The organism is Streptomyces sp. A012304 (assembly GCF_026008495.1).
Classification (GTDB): Bacteria; Actinomycetota; Actinomycetes; order Streptomycetales; family Streptomycetaceae; genus Streptomyces.
This window is the reverse complement of record NZ_BQUN01000005.1, coordinates 1-17714: the sequence shown is the minus strand read 5'-3', so window position 1 is coordinate 17714 and position 17714 is coordinate 1. Positions and strand designations below refer to the sequence as shown.

At 73.2% G+C, this 17714-nt stretch carries 15 protein-coding genes and 1 pseudogene; 7 read left to right on the top strand and 9 right to left on the bottom strand.

The genetic code is table 11. The features are described from left to right. Positions 1 to 55 precede the first annotated feature (55 nt). The 3 genes from ALMP_RS02085 to ALMP_RS02075 form a co-directional block, all read right to left on the bottom strand. Positions 56 to 1126: a zinc-dependent alcohol dehydrogenase family protein gene (locus ALMP_RS02085; protein ID WP_264924230.1), complete on the bottom strand. Its 1071-nt coding sequence runs from the start codon at positions 1124 to 1126 to the stop codon at positions 56 to 58. 414 nt (positions 1127 to 1540) lie between these two features. Next, on the bottom strand, positions 1541 to 2719 hold the full coding sequence (locus ALMP_RS02080; protein WP_264924229.1) for an acyl-CoA dehydrogenase family protein: 1179 nt from the start codon (positions 2717 to 2719) through the stop codon (positions 1541 to 1543). A 185-nt stretch (positions 2720 to 2904) separates the two neighbouring features. Beyond that, positions 2905 to 3279, bottom strand: coding sequence for a ferredoxin (locus tag ALMP_RS02075; protein ID WP_264924228.1), 375 nt, complete (start codon positions 3277 to 3279; stop codon positions 2905 to 2907). Between the two features lie 150 nt (positions 3280 to 3429). On the opposite strand from ALMP_RS02075, the gene ALMP_RS02070 reads away from it, so the two are divergent. Together ALMP_RS02070 and ALMP_RS02065 are read left to right on the top strand one after the other, a co-directional pair. Then, positions 3430 to 3795: a DUF6479 family protein gene (locus tag ALMP_RS02070; RefSeq protein ID WP_264924227.1), complete on the top strand. Its 366-nt coding sequence runs from the start codon at positions 3430 to 3432 to the stop codon at positions 3793 to 3795. A gap of 148 nt (positions 3796 to 3943) precedes the next feature. After that, positions 3944 to 4294: a hypothetical protein gene (locus ALMP_RS02065; RefSeq protein ID WP_264924226.1), complete on the top strand. Its 351-nt coding sequence runs from the start codon at positions 3944 to 3946 to the stop codon at positions 4292 to 4294. A 77-nt stretch (positions 4295 to 4371) separates the two neighbouring features. Here the strand turns inward: ALMP_RS02065 and ALMP_RS02060 are convergent, their stop codons facing one another. Continuing rightward, positions 4372 to 5229 carry a fructosamine kinase family protein gene (locus tag ALMP_RS02060; protein WP_264924225.1) on the bottom strand — a complete coding sequence of 286 codons (858 nt, stop codon included), beginning with the start codon at positions 5227 to 5229 and terminating at the stop codon, positions 4372 to 4374. A gap of 186 nt (positions 5230 to 5415) precedes the next feature. Here ALMP_RS02060 and ALMP_RS02055 point away from each other — a divergent pair, with 186 nt between their 5' ends. After that, positions 5416 to 7347, top strand: coding sequence for a PAS domain S-box protein (locus tag ALMP_RS02055; protein ID WP_264924224.1), 1932 nt, complete (start codon positions 5416 to 5418; stop codon positions 7345 to 7347). Here the strand turns inward: ALMP_RS02055 and ALMP_RS02050 are convergent. The 3 genes from ALMP_RS02050 to ALMP_RS02040 all read right to left on the bottom strand — a co-directional run bounded on the left by ALMP_RS02050 (position 7331) and on the right by ALMP_RS02040 (position 11598). Further along, a complete protein-coding gene (locus ALMP_RS02050) occupies positions 7331 to 8320 on the bottom strand; it encodes a RimK family alpha-L-glutamate ligase (protein ID WP_264924223.1) in 990 nt (329 codons plus the stop codon). The two genes, ALMP_RS02055 and ALMP_RS02050, sit on opposite strands and share 17 nt — an antisense overlap. 341 nt (positions 8321 to 8661) lie before the next feature. Then, positions 8662 to 11046, bottom strand: coding sequence for a phosphoketolase (locus ALMP_RS02045; protein WP_264924222.1), 2385 nt, complete (start codon positions 11044 to 11046; stop codon positions 8662 to 8664). A 96-nt stretch (positions 11047 to 11142) separates the two neighbouring features. Next, positions 11143 to 11598, bottom strand: coding sequence for an RpiB/LacA/LacB family sugar-phosphate isomerase (locus ALMP_RS02040; RefSeq protein ID WP_264924221.1), 456 nt, complete (start codon positions 11596 to 11598; stop codon positions 11143 to 11145). A 119-nt stretch (positions 11599 to 11717) separates the two neighbouring features. Between ALMP_RS02040 and ALMP_RS02035 the strand changes: the two genes are divergently transcribed. After that, on the top strand, positions 11718 to 14693 hold the full coding sequence (locus ALMP_RS02035; RefSeq protein WP_264924220.1) for a glycosyl hydrolase 115 family protein: 2976 nt from the start codon (positions 11718 to 11720) through the stop codon (positions 14691 to 14693). Between the two features lie 18 nt (positions 14694 to 14711). Here the strand turns inward: ALMP_RS02035 and ALMP_RS02030 are convergent, their stop codons facing one another. Next, positions 14712 to 15023: a hypothetical protein gene (locus ALMP_RS02030; RefSeq protein WP_264924219.1), complete on the bottom strand. Its 312-nt coding sequence runs from the start codon at positions 15021 to 15023 to the stop codon at positions 14712 to 14714. Between the two features lie 693 nt (positions 15024 to 15716). Between ALMP_RS02030 and ALMP_RS02025 the strand changes: the two genes are divergently transcribed. The 3 genes from ALMP_RS02025 to ALMP_RS02015 are packed head-to-tail and all read left to right on the top strand — an operon-like array spanning position 15717 to position 17430. Continuing rightward, positions 15717 to 16412 (top strand): nucleotidyltransferase family protein, encoded by a 696-nt coding sequence (locus ALMP_RS02025; RefSeq protein ID WP_264924218.1) that lies wholly within the window; start codon positions 15717 to 15719, stop codon positions 16410 to 16412. Beyond that, the gene (locus ALMP_RS02020; RefSeq protein WP_264924217.1) at positions 16409 to 16699 is read left to right on the top strand and encodes a BON domain-containing protein; all 291 of its coding nucleotides are present in this window, start codon (positions 16409 to 16411) and stop codon (positions 16697 to 16699) included. The genes ALMP_RS02025 and ALMP_RS02020 overlap by 4 nt, the downstream gene beginning before the upstream one ends. Next, entirely contained in the window at positions 16696 to 17430 is a 735-nt protein-coding gene (locus tag ALMP_RS02015; RefSeq protein WP_264924215.1) for a metallophosphoesterase, read from the top strand. The genes ALMP_RS02020 and ALMP_RS02015 overlap by 4 nt, the downstream gene beginning before the upstream one ends. Here ALMP_RS02015 and ALMP_RS02010 read toward each other — a convergent pair. Continuing rightward, a pseudogene (locus tag ALMP_RS02010) lies at positions 17420 to 17714 on the bottom strand (IS200/IS605 family accessory protein TnpB-related protein); the annotation flags it as partial. The gene ALMP_RS02015 and the pseudogene ALMP_RS02010 overlap by 11 nt on opposite strands.

Below are 17714 nucleotides of genomic sequence, written 5' to 3'. Positions count from 1 at the left end.
GGAGCCTATGGCCTGTCCGGCGGTTCCTGCCGCAGCCGCCGAGGTCGGCCGGAGTTCAGGCCGCCCGAGCTGGGACGACCTCGTGCTGCTCCCCGCCGAGCACGACCTTGAGCGCACCGGTGTCGGATGCCTGAGAGAAGACGTCGTACGCCTCCTGCATGCGTGTCAGCGGGAAGGTGTGAGTGACCAGCTGCTCGGTGGGCAGTCGGCCGGCGGCCGCCATCCGGAGCAGGGTGGGGGTGGAGTACGTGTCGACGAGGCCCGTGGTGATGGTCACGTTCTTGATCCACAGGTCTTCCAGGTGCAGGGTCGCGGGCCTGCCGTGCACGCCGACGTTGGCCACGTGCCCGCCAGGCCGCACCATGCGCGTACACGTCTCGAAGGTCTCCGGCACGCCGACGGCCTCGACGGCCACGTCCGCGCCCAGCCCGTCGGTGAGGTCCTCGATCAGTTGCTCGGGGGCTTCCCGGGCGTCCGCCACCGCGTCCACGCCGAGCTGCCTGGCCGCTTCCAGTCGCGCGGCGACGAGGTCCACGGCGACGATCCGCTCCGGAGCGAACAGCTTGGCCGTGGCGATGGCCGCGAGCCCTATGGGACCGGCGCCCACGACGGCGACGGTGTCCCCGGGCCGTACGTGCCCGTTGAGCACACCGACCTCGTAGGCGGTCGGGAAGATGTCGGCCAGCAGTACCGCGTCCCTGCTGTCCAGGGCGTTGGGCAGCGGGTGCACGGAGAGATCGGCGTACGGCACGCGCGCGTACTCGGCCTGGGTGCCGTCGATCAGGTGGCCCAGGATCCAGCCTCCGCCGCCCCGGCACTGGCCGTACATGCTCTCCCGGCAGTACCGGCAGCGGCCGCAGGCGGTGATGCAGGAGACCAGTACTCGGTCCCCCGGCCGCACAGTGCGCACGTCACCGCCTACGTCGACGATCTCACCGACCGCCTCGTGCCCCAGCACCGTGCCTGGGCGTACCTCGGGCACGTCGCCTTTGAGGATGTGCAGGTCCGTCCCGCAGATGGTGACGGCGTCGACACGCACGATCGCGTCCGTCGCCTCCTTGATACCGGGGTCCGGGACGTCCTCCCAGGCTGACTGTCCGGGGCCGTGGAAAACATAGCCCTTCATGGCGTTCCCACCTTCCTGCCGTGGGCATGATGCCGGGATTGCACCGCATATCCAGCTTGTCGCGGCCTGGTGGGCGGCGCATGGGCCGGTCGGCCCCGTCCGACGACCGGACAGGAGGCTTTCCCCGGCGGCCTGTCCACGACCGCATGAGGAAGGCCCTACCGGACCCGGGCACCAGGACCGGTCGGCCCTATCGCACGCACCCTTCACCCGGCGTACCACCGTAAGGCCGCCAGTTCCCCGGACGACCGCGGCCTCGCATCGGTCAACGTGTCCCGGTTCGAGAACCGCAAGACAGTCGAGCACCGGGGCATCGTTCTCAAAGCCACCGCACAGGGCCCTGAAGCCGACGGGCCGGCCAAACCCTGTGCTTCGGCTGATCACGCGCCGGCCAAAAAGCCTCGCCACAGCGGACTAGCGTCGTACGCGTGGCATCCCCAGCCCGATCCAGGAGATGATCTCCCGCTGGATCTCGTTGTTGCCGCCGCCGAAGGTGAAGATCACGGCGGAGCGGTAGCCGCGTTCGAGGTCGCCGTGGAGGACGGCGCCGGCCGAGCCCTCCTGGAGGGCGCCCGGGGCCGCGACGACCTCCAGCAGCCAGGCGTAGGCCTCGCGGCGCGCCTCGGAGCCGTAGACCTTGACGGCGGAGGCGTCCTGCGGGGTGAGGGTGCCGTCCTGGAGGGCGCCCACCATCTGCCAGTTGAGAAGTTTGAGCGCGTCGAGCCTCACGTGGGTCTGGGCGAGCCGGCGGCGTACCCAGGGCAGGTCGACGACGCGCCGGCCGTCGGCGAGTTTGGTCTCCGTCGCCCAGCGCTGCACGTCGTGCAGGGCGCGGATCGCCATGGTGCCGTGGGCGGCGAGGGTGACGCGTTCGTGGTTGAGCTGGTTGGTGATCAGCCGCCAGCCCTCGTTCTCGGCGCCGACGCGGCGGGAGACGGGGACGCGGACGTCCTCGTAGTAGCTGGCCGTGGTGTCGTGGGAGGCCAGGGTGCGGATGACAGTGCAGGAGTAGCCGGGGTCGGTGGTCGGGACGAGCAGCATGCTGATGCCTTTGTGCGGCGGTGCGTCGGGGTCGGTCCGCACGGCGAGCCAGACCCAGTCGGCGGTGTCGCCGTTGGTGGTCCAGATCTTCTGGCCGTTGACGACGTACTCGTCCCCCTCCCGCACGGCCCGTGTCCTCAGCGCGGCGAGGTCGGTGCCCGCGTCGGGTTCGCTGTAGCCGATGGCGAAGTCGATCTCGCCGGAGAGGATCCGCGGCAGGAAGTACGCCTTCTGCTCGTCGGTGCCGTAGCGCATGATCGTCGGGCCGACCGTGTTGAGGGCCATCAGCGGCAGCGGCACGCCGGCCTGGGCGGCCTCGTCGAAGAAGACGAACTGCTCGACGGGGGTGAGGCCGCGCCCGCCGTACTCCTTCGGCCAGCCGACGCCGAGCCAGCCGTCCGCGCCGAGCCGGCGGATGGTCGCGCGGTAGAAGCGTTTGGCGGCGACCGGGTCGGTGTGCCGGGCGTAGGCGTTGTCCGGCACCAACTCGGCGAAGTAGGCGCGCAGTTCGCTGCGCAGCCGCTGCTGCTCGGGGGTCTGGTCGAGGTGCACGGCGCCTCCTGGCTTCCCAAGGCCGGTGTCCTGACGGCGCACACCGTAGAACGTGTTCCAGAAATTGGGAATGGCAGGAGCGGGCCGGGCCGACATCCGGCGCCCGTGACGATCCGGCGCCCCGACCGTCGCGGTCGTGCGCCGGACACTCCACGAGATGAGCGTGGGAGCGGTCGCCGAGGTGCCTAGGTCAGCGTGGCCATGAAGTCCGTGCAGGCCTGGGCGCAGGCGCGGCAGGCCGCCGCGCTCTCCTCGGCGCCGGGCTGCTTGTCGAAGGCGTGGGCGCACTCCAGGCAGACGGTGCGGCACCATTCCAGCTGGACGCGGATGCTGTCCTCGTCCATCCGGTTGTCCTCGGACAGCACCCGGCAGGTCGCGTCGCAGACCTCCGCGCACATGATGCCCTTGCGTCGTATGAGTTCCTGCTGTTCGGTTCCGTCCGGATCCACGAGGCTCGCGCGCAGCGCACAGGCCCGGGCACACTCGGTGCACGCCTGTGCGCAAGCGAAGCGGTCCTCCAGGAACCGGAAGAGTTCCTGTTGGGATGTCGTCGAAGTCACAAGACGCGGGTAGCCGCGACGGCCCGCGTCAAACCCCTCGCCGACCCCTCTGCGGGCTCGCCGCCGGACACCGTGCGTGAGGCTCCGGATGCGTGTGGCGACGGCCGTCGCCTCGTGGTTCGCGGGTGGTAACAGGGGTATTCGCCTGATATGAGTACCGCAACTCAGCAGCTGGCCGCGCCGAGCGGCCTGCTCAGCCTGGGCATGTTCCTGGTCGGCGTCGTCCTTGTGGCCATGCTGGCCGGCAGCTTCTGGCTGGGCGCGCGTATCAAACTGCGCGAGCCGCCCCGGCCGCGCCCCGAGGAGCAGCCGCATCTGCCGCCGGAGGGTCCGGTGCACGAGGTCCGGGAGATCCGCGAGCCCGACGAAGTGCCCCGGATGCCCGAGGGCGGCCGCCCGCTCACCCCGTACGAACTGACCAACATGCAGACCCGGACCAGCGCGTCCAAGGCCCGGCGGCGCTGGAGCCCGGGCAGCAGCGGCTCGTTCGGCGGAGGCGGCCTGGGCGCCCACTGAGGCGGTGCCCTGCTCGCGGACGCCTCACTGGGGCGACGCGCCCACCCGGCGGCTGGGCGCGCCCGCCCCGCTGAGGCCGCCATCGCGAACGCCGCGCACCGCGACCGTACGACCGCTCGAGGCGACTGAGCGAACGGAAGTGAGATTCATGGCCGACCACGGCCGCAGCACCCTGCCCCTGCCCGACTACGACCACCTGCCCATCGGCGGTCTGGAGAGCCGCGTACGGTCGCTCACCGCCGGGGAGGTGGAGGAGCTGCTCGCCTACGAGCGCACGCATGCCGACCGGCTCCCGGTCACCGAGCTGCTGACGTCACGTCTGGAGCAGTTGAAGGCGGGCGCCGAGCCGACGTCCGGCGATCCGGGCGCGCTGCGTCCCGAGCGGTCCGAGCGGCACGGCGGTTCGCCGGTGTCGCCCGCGACCTCGCCGCAGCCGTCCAGCCCGCCGCCGCACGGCACCCCGGACCAGCGGGGCAAGCCGAAGGGCAACCGGACGTAACGCCGACCGGCCGGCCGCGCGCCGTGTCGTCGAGGAGGGACAGGGCCCGTGCCCTGTCCCTCACGGCTGCCCGCCCGCTACCCGACGCGCTCGGCCACCGCCAGCGCCCGCTCGGCGTACGCGCGGCCGAACAGCACCGCGTGCACCAGCAGCGGGAAGAGCTGGTGGGCACCGATCCGGTCGCGCCAGCCCTCGGCGAGCGGCGCGGCCTGCTGGTAGCCGTCCCGTATCCGCTCCAGGTACGGGCAGCCGAACAGGTCCAGCATGGCGAGGTCGGTCTCGCGGTGCCCGCCGTGCGCGGCCGGGTCGATCAGCCAGGCGTGTCCGTCCGTGCCCCACAGCACGTTGCCGTTCCACAGGTCGCCGTGCAGCCGCGCGGGCGGCTCGGCCGGGCCGGCCAGCCCGGGCAGCCGCTCGCAGGCCCGCTCGACGACGGCCGCCTCGCCCGGGCGCACCACGCCGTCGTCGACCGCGCTGCGCAGGTACGGCAGCACCCGGTGCTCGGCGTACCAGCCCGGCCAGTCGTCGCCGGTGACGTTCCGCATCGGGGCGAGGCCGATGAAGGCGTCCTTGGGGCCGTCCGGCGGCGGGGCGCCGAACGCGGGGGCGCCGGCGGAGTGCAGGGCGGCGAGATCCCGGCCGAGGCGCAGGGCGGCCTCGGGGCTCGGCGGGCCCGTCGGCACCCGGTCGGTCACCAGCCAGCGTTCGTCATGCCCGCGTACCACCGGCACCCGCACCGTGCCGGCGTCGGCGAGCCAGCGCAGACCGGCGGCCTCCGCCCGCGCCGCGCCGGCGCCGTCGGCGCGCTTGACCATGACCGTCGGACCGCCGTCGAGGTCGGCCTCCGTGAGGGACGCGGACAGCGGGCGTTCCCGGAGCACGGCGCCTCCGGTGAGCCGGGCCGCCGCGGCACCGGGACTGTCGGACGTGTACACGGCGCCCAGGGTACGGCGACGCGGCGGCGACTCAGCGGGAGAACCCGGCAGTTCGCCGGCGCGGTGACAGACCGGGGACGCTCATGGGCGGGTTCGGGCATGAACGGTCAGTAAGCGACATCGCGGAGCGGAGACGGTGTGGAGGCGCTGTGATGGCCTGAAACATCGCGCGAGGTGAGGTGGATCATGGCCGACTTGGTGCGGGCGGAACCAGTGGCACGGCGGCGGTACGGGCGGCGTACCGCCGGGCCGGAGGGCGGGGCCGAGGAGCGGTTCCGGGGGCTGCTGGAGGCGGCGCCGGACGCGATGGTCATCGTCGACGACACGGGCACGATCCGCCTCGTCAACGCCCAGACCGAGGCGCTGTTCGGCTACGGCCGTGAGGAACTCCTCGGCCGCCCGGTCGAGTTGCTGATCCCGCACCGTTTCCGTGACCAGCACACCGCGCACCGGGGCGGGTACACCGCCAACCGCCAGGTGCGTCCCATGGGCGCGGGTCTCGAACTGCACGGGCTGCGCAAGGACGGCACCGAGTTCCCCGTCGAGATCAGTCTGAGCCCCCTGGAGACCGCGGACGGGCTGCTGGTGTCGGCGGCCGTGCGCGACGTCAGCGACCGCAAGGCGGCCGAGGCGCGCATCAACGAGCTGGCGGCGCTCGTGGAGTCCTCCCAGGACGCGATCCTGGCCCACACCCTCGACGGGTACGTCACCTACTGGAACGCGGCCGCCCAGCGCCTGTACGGCTACACCGCCGAGGAGGCCATCGGCCGGCACGTCTCCCTGCTGGCCCCGCCGGAGCTGCGGGGCGAGGTCAGGGCGCTGCTGAAGCGGCTGCGGCGCGGCCGCAAGGTCGAGCACTTCGAGACGTTGCGGGTCACCCGCACCGGGGCGCTGCTCGACGTGGACGTCACCCTGTGGCCCACCCGGGACACCCACGGCGCGGTGGTCGGGGCGTGCGCGATCGTGCGGGACATCAGCGACCGCAAGCGCGCGGAGGCCGAACTCACCGCCCTGTACGAGCAGCAGCGGCACATCGCGCTGACCCTCCAGCGCAGTCTGATGGGCACCCCGCCCGCGCTGCCGGGCCTGGCCACCGCCAGCCGCTACCGGCCGGCGACCCAGGGCGCGGGGGTGGGCGGCGACTGGTTCGACCTCGTACCGCTGGGCGCCGACCGGGTGGGCGTGCTGATAGGCGACGTGATGGGCCGGGGGCTGGAGGCCGCCGCCGTGATGGGCCAGCTGCGCTCGGCGGCGCACGCGCTGGCGAAGACCGGTATGCAGCCGCGGCAGCTGATGCGGGCGCTGGACACGTGCGTCGCCGACCTCGATGTGCCCGACCAGCTCGTCACCTGCTGCTACCTGGTGATCGCCCCGGACGCGGGGACGGTCACCGTCTGTTCGGCGGGCCATCTCCCGGTGCTGGTGGCCGGGGCGGGCGACGGGGTGCGCCCGCTCGTCGCCCCGGTCAACACGCCCCTCGGCGTGGGCGACGTGCTCTTCGAGCAGGGCAGCTCGGAGATACCGCCGGGCGCGACCCTGGTGCTGTACACGGACGGCCTGGTCGAGACGCCGGGCAGCGACATCGAGTCGCGGATCGGCGAACTCACCGTGCTGCTGGAGAAGCTGTTCGCCGGCACGCCGTCGCTGGAGACCGCCGCGGACCAGGTGCTGGCGGGCCTGCTGCCCGATCCGGACAGCCACAACGACGACGTCACCCTGCTGCTCGCCCGGCTCCCGGCCGGGCCGCTCGCGGCCGTCTCCACCGATCTGCCGGCCGTGCCCGCCTCGGTGCCGGAGGGGCGTGCCTTCCTGCGCCGGGCGCTGGCCTCGTGGCGGTGCGCGGACCGTGTCGCCGACGACGCGCTGTTGCTGCTGTCGGAGACGCTCACCAACGCCGTCCAGCACGGCGAGGGCCCGATCGCGCTGCATCTGCACCGTACGGCCACCGGCCTCACGGTCGAGGTCGGCGACCGCAGTCCGCAGCTGCCGCAGCCGCGTCCGGCGGAGCGCGATGAGGAGTCCGGACGGGGCCTGCTGCTGGTCCGTACCCTCGCCGACGGCTGGGGCGTGCGGCCGACCGACGAGGGCAAGACGACCTGGTTCACGCTGAGGCTGTGAACCCCCGGCGGCTCAGCGGCGGCGTCCACCGGGCGCGCTCCGCCGCCGCGTGGGCGTCGAGGTGCGCCTGGACGTACGGCACGGCCACGGTGTGCAGTTCGCCGTCGACGAAGGCCGGCTGGACGTTGACCTCGAAGACCACCCCGCCGTTCTCGACGGCCAGGTCGACACCGGCGAAGGGCAGGCCGACCGACGCGGTGGCGGCGACCGAGAGTTCGGCCAGGCGCGGCGGCAGGTCCGGCGGGGCGATGGGCACGGGGGTGGCGCCCTGACAGGTGTTGCACGGGGTGTCGGGCGCGGGCTGGAGGTGCTCACGGGCGTGCACGACCCGGCCGCCGAGGACGAAGACCCGGAACTGGTGGCGCTGTCCGTCGGCGGTGACGTTGCCCGCGTCGCGGGAGAGCAGCCAGTCGGTGCCGTGCTTGGCGTAGTAGGCGACGGCGTCGTCCAGTTCGCCCGGGGTGGTGACGTGGAAGGTGTCGTTGCCGCCGGTTCCGACGACGGGCCGCGCCCAGGTGTCGCCGCCGAGCCGTTCGAAGGCGTCGGCCGCCTCCCGCTCGCTGGGGCGGGACAGGACGACGGTCTCCATCTGGGCGATGCCGTCCCTGCGGAACCGTTCGACGGTGAGGTTCTTCTCGGTCGCCGTCCGCCAGGCGTCGGGGCCGGTGCCGAGGGTGACCACGTCGTGGTGCTCCAGGAGTTCCTGGAAGCCGACGAGGTCCCGGCGGCGGTGCGGCGGGATCTCGTAGAGCAGGACGATGTCGGGTACGAAGTCCAGCCGCTCCTCGGGGACCTGGAGCCGTAACCGGCCCGCGTCGCGGATGCCGCGGCCGCTGCCGCCGGTCGCGAAGTGCCGGGAGTCGACGCGCACGGGCGGTGCGCCGGTGAGCAGCTCCACCGCCTCGGCGAGGTACTCACGGCAGCCTTCGGGCGAGGTGGGGTCGGCGATCAGGGCGATGCACGGTCGGGACACAACGGCCTCCAGTGGCTCTCGACACGCGCTCGTACCGCGGGCACCCGATAGCACGGCCCGAGCGGGGTCACGGGGTGGTGCCTGTCGCGCGGGTGGTCGCGCACCCGTCGCCCTGAAGCCGCGCCGGTGTGCGGGCCGTACCCGGGTCCGGGCGGGTGCCGGACGGGACGGCCGGTGACCACGGGAGTGGTGGGACTCGCCCCGCCGGATCCGCGCCGCAGGGCTGGGCCGACCAATGTAAGCGCCCTGCGGGACGCCGTAACAGGGCGCACACCCGACGGTCCCTTGCCCCTGCTTCTGCGCCGTCCGCCCCGTTCCGTGCGCCCTGCCCGGGGCGCGGCTCAGCCGTCCCAGGACCAGTCGGCGACCTCGGGAAGGTCGGTGCCGTGGACCCGGATCCAGTCGTCGTGGCGCAGCCGCGCGTCCTCCATCCGCTGCCGTACGGCCGCCGCGCGCACCGCCAGGCCGGGCACCCGGTCGATGACGTCCATGACCAGGCGGTAGCGGTCGAGGTCGTTGCGGACGACCATGTCGAACGGCGTGGTCGTGGTGCCGATCTCCTTGTAGCCGCGCACGTGCAGGTGGCGGTGGCCGGTGCGGCGGTAGGCGAGGCGGTGGATCAGCCACGGGTAGCCGTGGTAGGCGAAGATCACCGGCTTGTCGGCGGTGAACAGGCCGTCGTACTCGAAGTCGTTCATGCCGTGCGGGTGTTCCTCGCCGGGCATCAGGCGGGCGATGTCGACGACGTTGACGACCCGCACGGCCAGTTCGGGCAGGTGGCGGCGGAGCAGCTGGGCGGCGGCGAGGACCTCCTGGGTGGGGACGTCGCCCGCGCAGGCGAGGACGACGTCCGGTTCGCGGGTGCCGTCCTCGGTGCCGGCCCACTCCCAGACGCCGGCGCCGCGCGCGCAGTGGACGCGGGCCTGGTCGAGGGTGAGCCAGTCGAAGCAGGGCTGTTTGCCGGCGACGACGACGTTGACGTAGTCGCGGCTGCGCAGGACGTGGTCGGCGACGGACAGCAGGGTGTTGGCGTCCGGCGGGAGGTAGACGCGGACGGCCTCGGGGCTCTTGTTGAGGATGTGGTCGACGAAGCCGGGGTCCTGGTGGGAGAAGCCGTTGTGGTCCTGGCGCCAGACGTGCGAGGTGAGCAGGTAGTTGAGGGAGGCGATGGGGGCGCGCCACGGCAGCCGCCGGGTCACGCGCAGCCATTTGACGTGCTGGTTGACCATCGAGTCGACGATGTGCACGAACGCCTCGTAGCAGGAGAACAGTCCGTGACGGCCCGTCAGGAGATAGCCCTCCAGCCAGCCTTGGCAGGTGTGTTCGGAGAGGATCTCCATCACCCGGCCGTGCCGGTCGAGGTCCTGGTCGACCTGGAGGGTCTGGGCCTGCCAGGCCTTGCCGCTGGCGCCGTAGACGGCCTGGAGGCGGTTGGAGGCGGTCTCGTCGGGGCCGACCAGGCGGAAGTCGCGCCGCTCCGCGGTGGAGCGCATGACCTCCTCCAGGAACTCCCCGAGGACGGCGGTGGGTTCGTGCAGGCTCGCGCCGGGCTTGTCGACGGCGACGGCGTACGGCTCCAGGGCGGGCAGCGGCAGCGCGCGCAGCAGCAGGCCGCCGTTGGCGCGCGGGGTGGCGCCGAGCCGGCGGGGGCCGTCGGGGACGCAGGCCAGCACGTCGAGCCGGGGGCAGCCGTGTTCGTCGAACAGCTCCTCGGGCCGGTAGGAGCGCAGCCAGGCCTCCAGCTGCCGCAGGTGCTCGGGGTTGTCGCGGACGGCGGCCAGCGGCACCTGGTGGGAGCGCCAGGTGCCCTCCACGGGCAGGCCGTCGACCTGTCCGGGGCCGGTCCAGCCCTTGGGGGTGCGCAGCACGATCACCGGCCAACGGGGACGCTCGCCGACGCCGTCCTCGCGGGCGGCCCGCTGGAGGGCGGCGATGCGGTCGAGGGCGGTGTCCATGGCCTCGGCCATGGCGCGGTGGACGGCCATGGGGTCGTCGCCGGTGACGTGGACCGGGTCGTGGCCGTAGCCGCGCAGCAGCGCGTCGAGCTCGGGCTCGGGAAGGCGGGCGAGGACCGTCGGATTGGCGATCTTGTAGCCGTTGAGGTGGAGGATCGGCAGGACGGCGCCGTCGTGGACCGGGTCGAGGAACTTGTTGGAGTGCCAGGACGCGGCCAGCGGCCCGGTCTCCGCCTCTCCGTCGCCGATCACGCAGGCCACCAGCAGGTCCGGGTTGTCGAACGCGGCGCCGTAGGCGTGGGAGAGCGAGTAGCCGAGTTCGCCGCCCTCGTGGATGGAGCCGGGCGTCTCGGGGGCGACATGGCTGGGGATGCCGCCGGGGAAGGAGAACCGCCGGAACAGCCGGGCCATGCCGGCCGCGTCCCGGGTGACATCGGGGTAGATCTCGGTGTACGAGCCCTCCAGCCAGGAGTTGGCGACCACCGCGGGCCCGCCGTGGCCGGGGCCCCAGACGCACAGGGCGTCCAGGTCCCGGGCCCGGACGACACGGTTGAGGTGGGTGTGCACGAGGTTCAGGCCGGGTGAGGTGCCCCAGTGGCCGAGCAGCCGCGGTTTGACGTGCTCCGGACGCAGCGGCTCGGTGAGCAGCGGGTTGGCCATGAGGTAGATCTGGCCGACGGACAGGTAGTTCGCGGCGCGCCAGTGGGCGTCCAGCGTCCTCAGCTCCTCGTCGGTGAGCGGGGCGGACGCCTGCTGCGGGTCGACGGGCATCTCGGTTCCTTCCGGATCGGGTGCGACGGGGGGTGGTGCCGGTCCGTACCCCCACCCTGTCCCGGCCTCCGGGTCCCCGCCAGGGGCGACCGCCCGTCAGGTACCCGTCCGGCCCCGGTCCAGCCGGTCGACGTGGGTGACGTTCCCCCGGTCCTCGGCGTCGTCGCTGGCCTCAGCGGTGAACCAGGCGTCCAGGATCTCCTTCAGCAGTGGCTCGGAGGTCAGGCGCAGGCTGAGCGCGAGGACGTTGGCGTCGTTCCAGCGGCGGGCGCCCTCGGCGGTGTAGGCGTCGGCGCACAGGGCCGCGCGTACGCCGGGCACCTTGTTGGCGGCGATCGAGGCGCCGGTGCCGGTCCAGCAGCACACCACCGCCTGCTGGGAGGTCCCGTCGGCCACGTCCCGGGCGGCCGCCTCGGAGCACACCGCCCACTGCGGGTCGGCGCCGGGGCGCAGCGCGCCGTGTGTGACGACGTCGTGCCCACGCTCACGCAGCTGGGCGACGAGGGCGCGGGCCACGGGTTCGTCCATGTCGGAGGAGACGGAGATCCGCATGCTTCGGAGCCTACTTGGTTCTGGACGGCGCGGCCGCAGTGGTCCTAGGGTGCAAGGAAAGCGCTTTCTAGCATGCCCATGCCATCACCGTCGAGGTACCCCAGGCCGAGGGAGCGACCATGCCGCACGCCGCACCGCAGGACCCCGCGCAGGGCTGGACCCGCAAGTCGTTCCTGCGGGGTGTGACGGCCGTCGGACTGGCCCCGCTGCTGCCCGGGGTGTCCCCATCGGCCGCCCGGGCCGTCTCCGGGCGGCCGGACTTCCCGCTGGTGCGGGACGGGGTCCCGGTCGACGTCTTCGTGGACGCGGCGGACGACGCCGCCGTGATCCGGGCGGCCGGCGATCTCCTGGCCGACGTCGAACGGGTCGCCGGAGTGCGCCCGGCGATGCGGCACACACTGCCGGAGCGGGCGGCGGGGCTGGTCCTGGTGGGAACCCTCGGCGCGAGCCCGGTCGTCGACCGGCTGGTCGCGCAGGGGCGGCTGGACGTCACACGGGTGCGCGGACGGTGGGAGGCCTCGGTCACCCAGGTGGTCGAGCGTCCGCTCCCGGGCGTGGACCGCGCCCTGGTGATCGCGGGCAGCGAGCGGCGCGGCACGGTCTACGGCGTCTACGACACCTCCGAACGGATCGGCGTCTCGCCCTGGTACTGGTGGGCCGACGTCCCGGTCGAGCGGCGGGCCTCGGTGACGGTGCCGGCCGGGCCGTTCAAGCGGTACGAGCCGTCCGTCCGTTACCGGGGCGTCTTCATCAACGACGAGCAGAACCTGACCACGTGGTCGCACCGCACCCAGGAACCGGACAAGAACATCGGCCCCAGGACCTACGAGCGGATCTTCGAACTGCTGCTCCGTCTGAAGGCCAACTACCTCTGGCCGGCCATGCATCCGTACTCCGACTTCTTCAACAAGCACCGTGAGAACCCGGAGCTGGCCGAGCGCTACGGCATCGTCGTCGGCTCCAGCCACCCCGAGGCCCTGCTGCGCAACGGCGTCCACGAGTGGGCGCCCTGGGCGGAGGAGCACCGGGGCGCGGACGGGGCCCTGCCGGTGTACGACTACACGGTGAACCCCGGGGTCATCTCCGACTACTGGAGGGCCCGGGCCCGGCAGAACGCCGGCTACGAGAGCAGTTGGACGCTCGGCATGCGCGGGCTGCACGACAGCGCGCTGGAGACGAAGCACGCCACCACCGTCCCCGAGAAGGTCGCGGTGATGAACGACATCATCGCCGAGCAGCGGCGGATCCTGGCCGAGGAGGTGGGCGCCGCGGCCCAGCCGCAGATCTTCATCCCGTACAAGGAGGTCCTGGAGCTGTACAACGCGGGCGTCCGGGTGCCCGAGGACGTCACGCTGATATGGCCCGACGACAACCACGGCAACATGCGCCAGCTGCCCGACGCGGCCGAGCGGGCACGCGCGGGCGGCAACGGCATCTACTACCACCTCTCCTACTGGGGCCGGCCCCGCAGCTATCTGTGGCTGGACACCACCCAGCTGTCCAAGGTGTGGCAGGAGCTGCGGCGGGTGTACGAGCACGGCGCCGACCGCATGTGGATCTTCAACGTGGGTGACGTCAAGTCGATCGAGACCGGTCTGTCCTTCTGCATGGACATGGCCTGGGACGTGGACCGGTGGCGGGCCGGCGACGTGGAGGACTTCCTGGCCGAGTGGGCCGGCCGGCAGTTCGGCCGCCGCAACGGCGCGCGGATCGCGGCGATCCGCACCGAGTACTACCGGCTGGCGGCGGAGCGGCGGCCGGAGTTCATCGACCGCGGGATCTTCTCCGTCGTCCACCACGGCGACGAGGCGGGGCGCCGGCTGGCCGCGTACGAGCGGCTGCTGACGCGGGTGCGGGACCTCGGCGCGGAACTGCCGGAGGCGTACCGGGACGCGTACTTCGAGCTGGTCGAGTACCCGGTGCGCGGCGCGTACCTGATGAACCTGAAGTACTACTGGGCGGACCGCAACGCGCTCGCCGTGCGGCAGGGCCGGGGGGCCGGCACGAACCGTTTCGCCGACCTGGCGCACGCGGCCCACGCCGAGGAGGTGGCGATCACCCAGCGGTACAACACCCAGGTGGCGGGCGGGAAATGGGACGGGATCGTCAACCCGTACCCCTCGCAGATCCCCAAGGCGCCGGGCCGTCCCACGGTGACCCGGATCGCCCGTCAGGAGACCTCGGGGCTCGGGGTGGCCGCCGAGGGCAACGAGACGGGATCGGCCCGGCCGCTGTCGTTCTCCTCCTGGACCCGCGACCGGCGTTTCGTGGATGTCTTCAACACCGGGTTCCTGCCGGTGGACTGGGCGGCGGAGGCGGACCTGCCGTGGGTGCGGCTCAGCGCGGCGGGCGGCTCGCTGACCGAGCAGGTCCGGCTGTGGGTGGAGATCGACTGGGCGAGGGTGCCGGAGGGCGCGCACGAGGCGACGGTCACCGTGCGCGGGGGCGGGCAGGAGATCGCCGTACCGCTGCGGGTGCGCAACGACGGGGAGCGGGCGCGCCGACGGGCCCGCGGGTTCGTCGAGGCCAACGGTCTCGTGTCGATCGACGCCGTGCACACCGACCAGCGCGTGGCGCGGGGTGGCGCGTGCTGGCGGACCGTGCGGGGCCTGGGCCGGCGCAGCGGCGCGGTGGAGGCGGTGCCGTCGACGGCGGCTCCGGTCACCGGGGACTTCGCCACCGCGGCGGCCGAGCTGCGGTACCGGGTGCGGTTCTCCAGTACGGGGACCTTCCCGGTCACGGTCTTCCGGCTGCCCTCCCTCGACGAGCGCGGCCACCGCCGGCTGGCGCTCGCCCTCGACGACCAACCGGTGACCGTGCTGTCCGGGCAGGCCGTCGCCACCGGCAACCGGGGCGACGCCTGGGCCAGGAACGTGGAGGAGGGCGTCGAGAAGCTGACCGCCACGGTGACGGTCGGGCGGCCCGGCGAGCACGTCCTGCGGCTGTTCATGGTCGATCCCGCGATCGCCGTCGACCAGATCGTCATCGACACCGGCGGTCTGCCCGCCGCGTACCTGGCGCCGCCGGAGAGCTACCACCCGGTGTTCAACCCCCATCCGGCCACCGGGGCCGGGCTGGCGGCGCCGGACCAGTAGGCCCGCGTCCTCGGCGGCTCAGATCGCGTACCCCTGAGCCGCCAGCCAGCGGTGGACGGTCTCCTTGTCGGCCGGGGTGATGCGGAGCGGGCCGTCGACCTGCGGGCCCTCGTCCTCGTTGAAACCGGTGTCGGTGACGCGGGCGGTGACCCACAGGGCCAGCTCCTGGGCGGCCCGCTCCGACATCGACCCCTGTTCCCACCCGTCCCGGGCCTCCCGGGCCGCGCCCGGATCATGACGCTCGGCCTCCGCCAGCCACGCCTCGACGATCCGCCCGACGACCTCCCGTTCCGCTCCGGAGGCCCACACCCGCGTGTCCTTGCCGTCCATGCGTCCCGAGTGCCCCGGAAGGCCGAACGGCACCCGCCCGCGAGCCACGCGGACGCGCGCTCACCGGGCCGCGCTGCGACTCCCGCCGGCGGGGCGGGCCCGGCCCCCGCGCGAGTGCGGGGCGCATGTCGACGTCACGGCCCCCCGCGCAAGTGCCGGGGGCACGTCGACGCCACGCGCCGCCAGGCCCCTCCCCGGGCCGGGCCCGCCGCTCGGGAAGGCCCCGGCCATCGTGGCTCGGACGGGACGGCCCGGCCGTCGCGCGACGGCGAGGCGCATGCCGACGACCGCGTCGAGCCCTTGCCGACCACGCCCCCGACGGCCACCGACCGTTGCTGCCCCGGCGGGAGGCAAGTGGTACGCGCGGCGACCCTCACCGCTCCCCCGCCGCTCGGGCCCGCCCCGCCGTCGCGCGGGCGCGGGGCGCAGGCTGCGTCGGCGGTCGGTACGTCGTGCGTGCGGCGGTCCGTCGTCGGGCGCCTGTCTCGTCGGCCCGGGCGTGCCCGGCTGAGTCCGCCGTTCCGGCACAGGTACGGGCCGCCACCGGCATCCGTGCCGGTGATGGCACCCGCGGCCGGGGTGGGCGTCGTCCGTCGTCGGGCTGTGTCGGGGGGCGGGGGGCGGGTACTCGGGGCTCTCGGTGCTTCGGAGTCGGTGCGCCGGGCGTGCCGGCCGACAGGAGGAAGGGCAGTGATGACGCAGCAGGCGGACGACAACGCTCTCGCCCGGGACGCGGGCGTCGCGGAACTGCGTCTCGCGTCGGGCGACCCCGGTCTCGTCCCGCAGAACGACGTGCTCGGGGAGGCGGACCTGCCGCTCGACCGCAACCAGGCGATCCTCCAGGCCGCGAAGCAGGTCGGCGGGATCCTGAAGCGGAAGGGGCACGCGTTCGCCCTGGCGGGCAGTGTCGCCGTGTACGCGCACGGCGGCTCCCAGAACCTCCAGCACGACGTCGACTTCTGCTTCCGCCCCGAGGACGCGGACGCCGTCGCCGAGACCCTCAAGGAAGCCGGGCTTCCGGTGTACGCGCCGCCGGAGGACTGGCTGCTGAAGTCCACCTGCCTCGGTCAGCAGGTCGACCTTATCTTCGAGCTGGCGCACCAGCCGGTCACCACCGAGCTGCTGGCCAGAGCCCAGGAGCTGTCGGTCGACTCGGTCTTCATGCCGGTGCTGGCGCCGACCGACCTGGTGCACAGCCTGGTGGCCGCCTTCTCCGAGCACCATTGCGACTTCGGGGCGGTGCTGCCCATCGCCCGCACGCTGCGGGAGAAGGTCGACTGGGACAGGGTGCGCGGCGCCTGCGGGGACGAGCCGATGCCCGACGCGTTCTTCTACTTCCTGGAGCGACTGGAGGTCATCCCGCCGAGGCCGAAGGAGGAACGGCCATGAGTGAGCCCGTGGCAGAGCATGCCGGAGGTACCGGCGCTGCCTCGGAGAACGTCGAGTACCGCGTCGCCCACCTGCGCGACCGGCTGGCCGCCGAGGAACTGGGTGAGCTGGGCGTACGGGCCGAGGTGCGGGCCGGGTCGGTCGTGGTGACCGGCACGGTGCCGTCGGCGGAGTGCCGCGAGACCTTGCTGCGGACTGTCCGCGAGGAGCTGGCCGGACTGGCCGTGCACACCGACGTCGTGGTGGCGGAGACCGCCTCCCCCGACCATGCGGAGGACCTGCCATGATCCGTGTCGCCGCGGTCGGGGACATCCACATGGGCCCCGACAGCCAGGGCCTGCTGCGGCCCGCCTTCGACACCCTGCACGACTGTGCCGACCTGCTGCTCCTGGCGGGCGACCTGACCCGGCACGGCACACCGGACGAGGCACGCGTCGTGGCCCAGGAGGTACGGGACCTGCCGGTGCCGGTGGTGGCCGTGCTCGGCAACCACGATCACCACGACGAGCAGCCCGAGAAGGTGACCGAGATCCTCCAGGAGGCCGGTGTGACGGTCCTGGAGGGCGAGGGCACCGTCGTCGAGTGCGGCGGCACCCGCGTCGGCGTGGCCGGCACCAAGGGCTTCTGCGGCGGCTTCGTCGGCCGCAGCGCCGGGGAGTTCGGCGAGCCGCTGATGAAGGAGTTCGTGCGCTACACCCGCCGCTGCGCGGACGCCCTGCACGGCGCGCTGGAGGAGCTGGACCGGGACGGCTGCGAGCTGCGCGTGGCGCTCACCCACTTCTCCCCCGTCGCCGACACCCTCGCCGGTGAGCCGCCGGAGATCTACCCGTTCCTCGGCAGCTATCTGCTGGCCGAGGCGATCGACACGGCGGGCGCCGATCTCTCCGTGCACGGCCACGCCCACATGGGCAGCGAGCACGGGATGACGGCCGGCGGCGTCCGGGTGCGGAACGTGGCCCAGCCGGTCATCCGGCGGGCGTTCAACGTGTACCAGCTGCACACCGTTCCTAAAGACTGAGCGGGAGTGAGTCCTGCTGCCAGAACCCATGCTCAGCCGGACGCTCCGAACGGTGTTGGGCGTCCTGGTCTCCCGCGTTCGCTCCGCGTCCGGCGTGCACGGATCGTGTCCGTGGTCCGGGGATGCGGGGGCGGGGTTCCTCACGCCCCGGGGCCTCCGGTCGGGCCTGGACGGTCCGATGCCCCGCACGATCACTCTGGTCGTGCGGGGGCGGTGTCGCCCGTCGCCGGATCGGGTGCCCCAGGGCGCGCCTGCCGATCGCCACGGCGGCCGCGTCGTGGCGG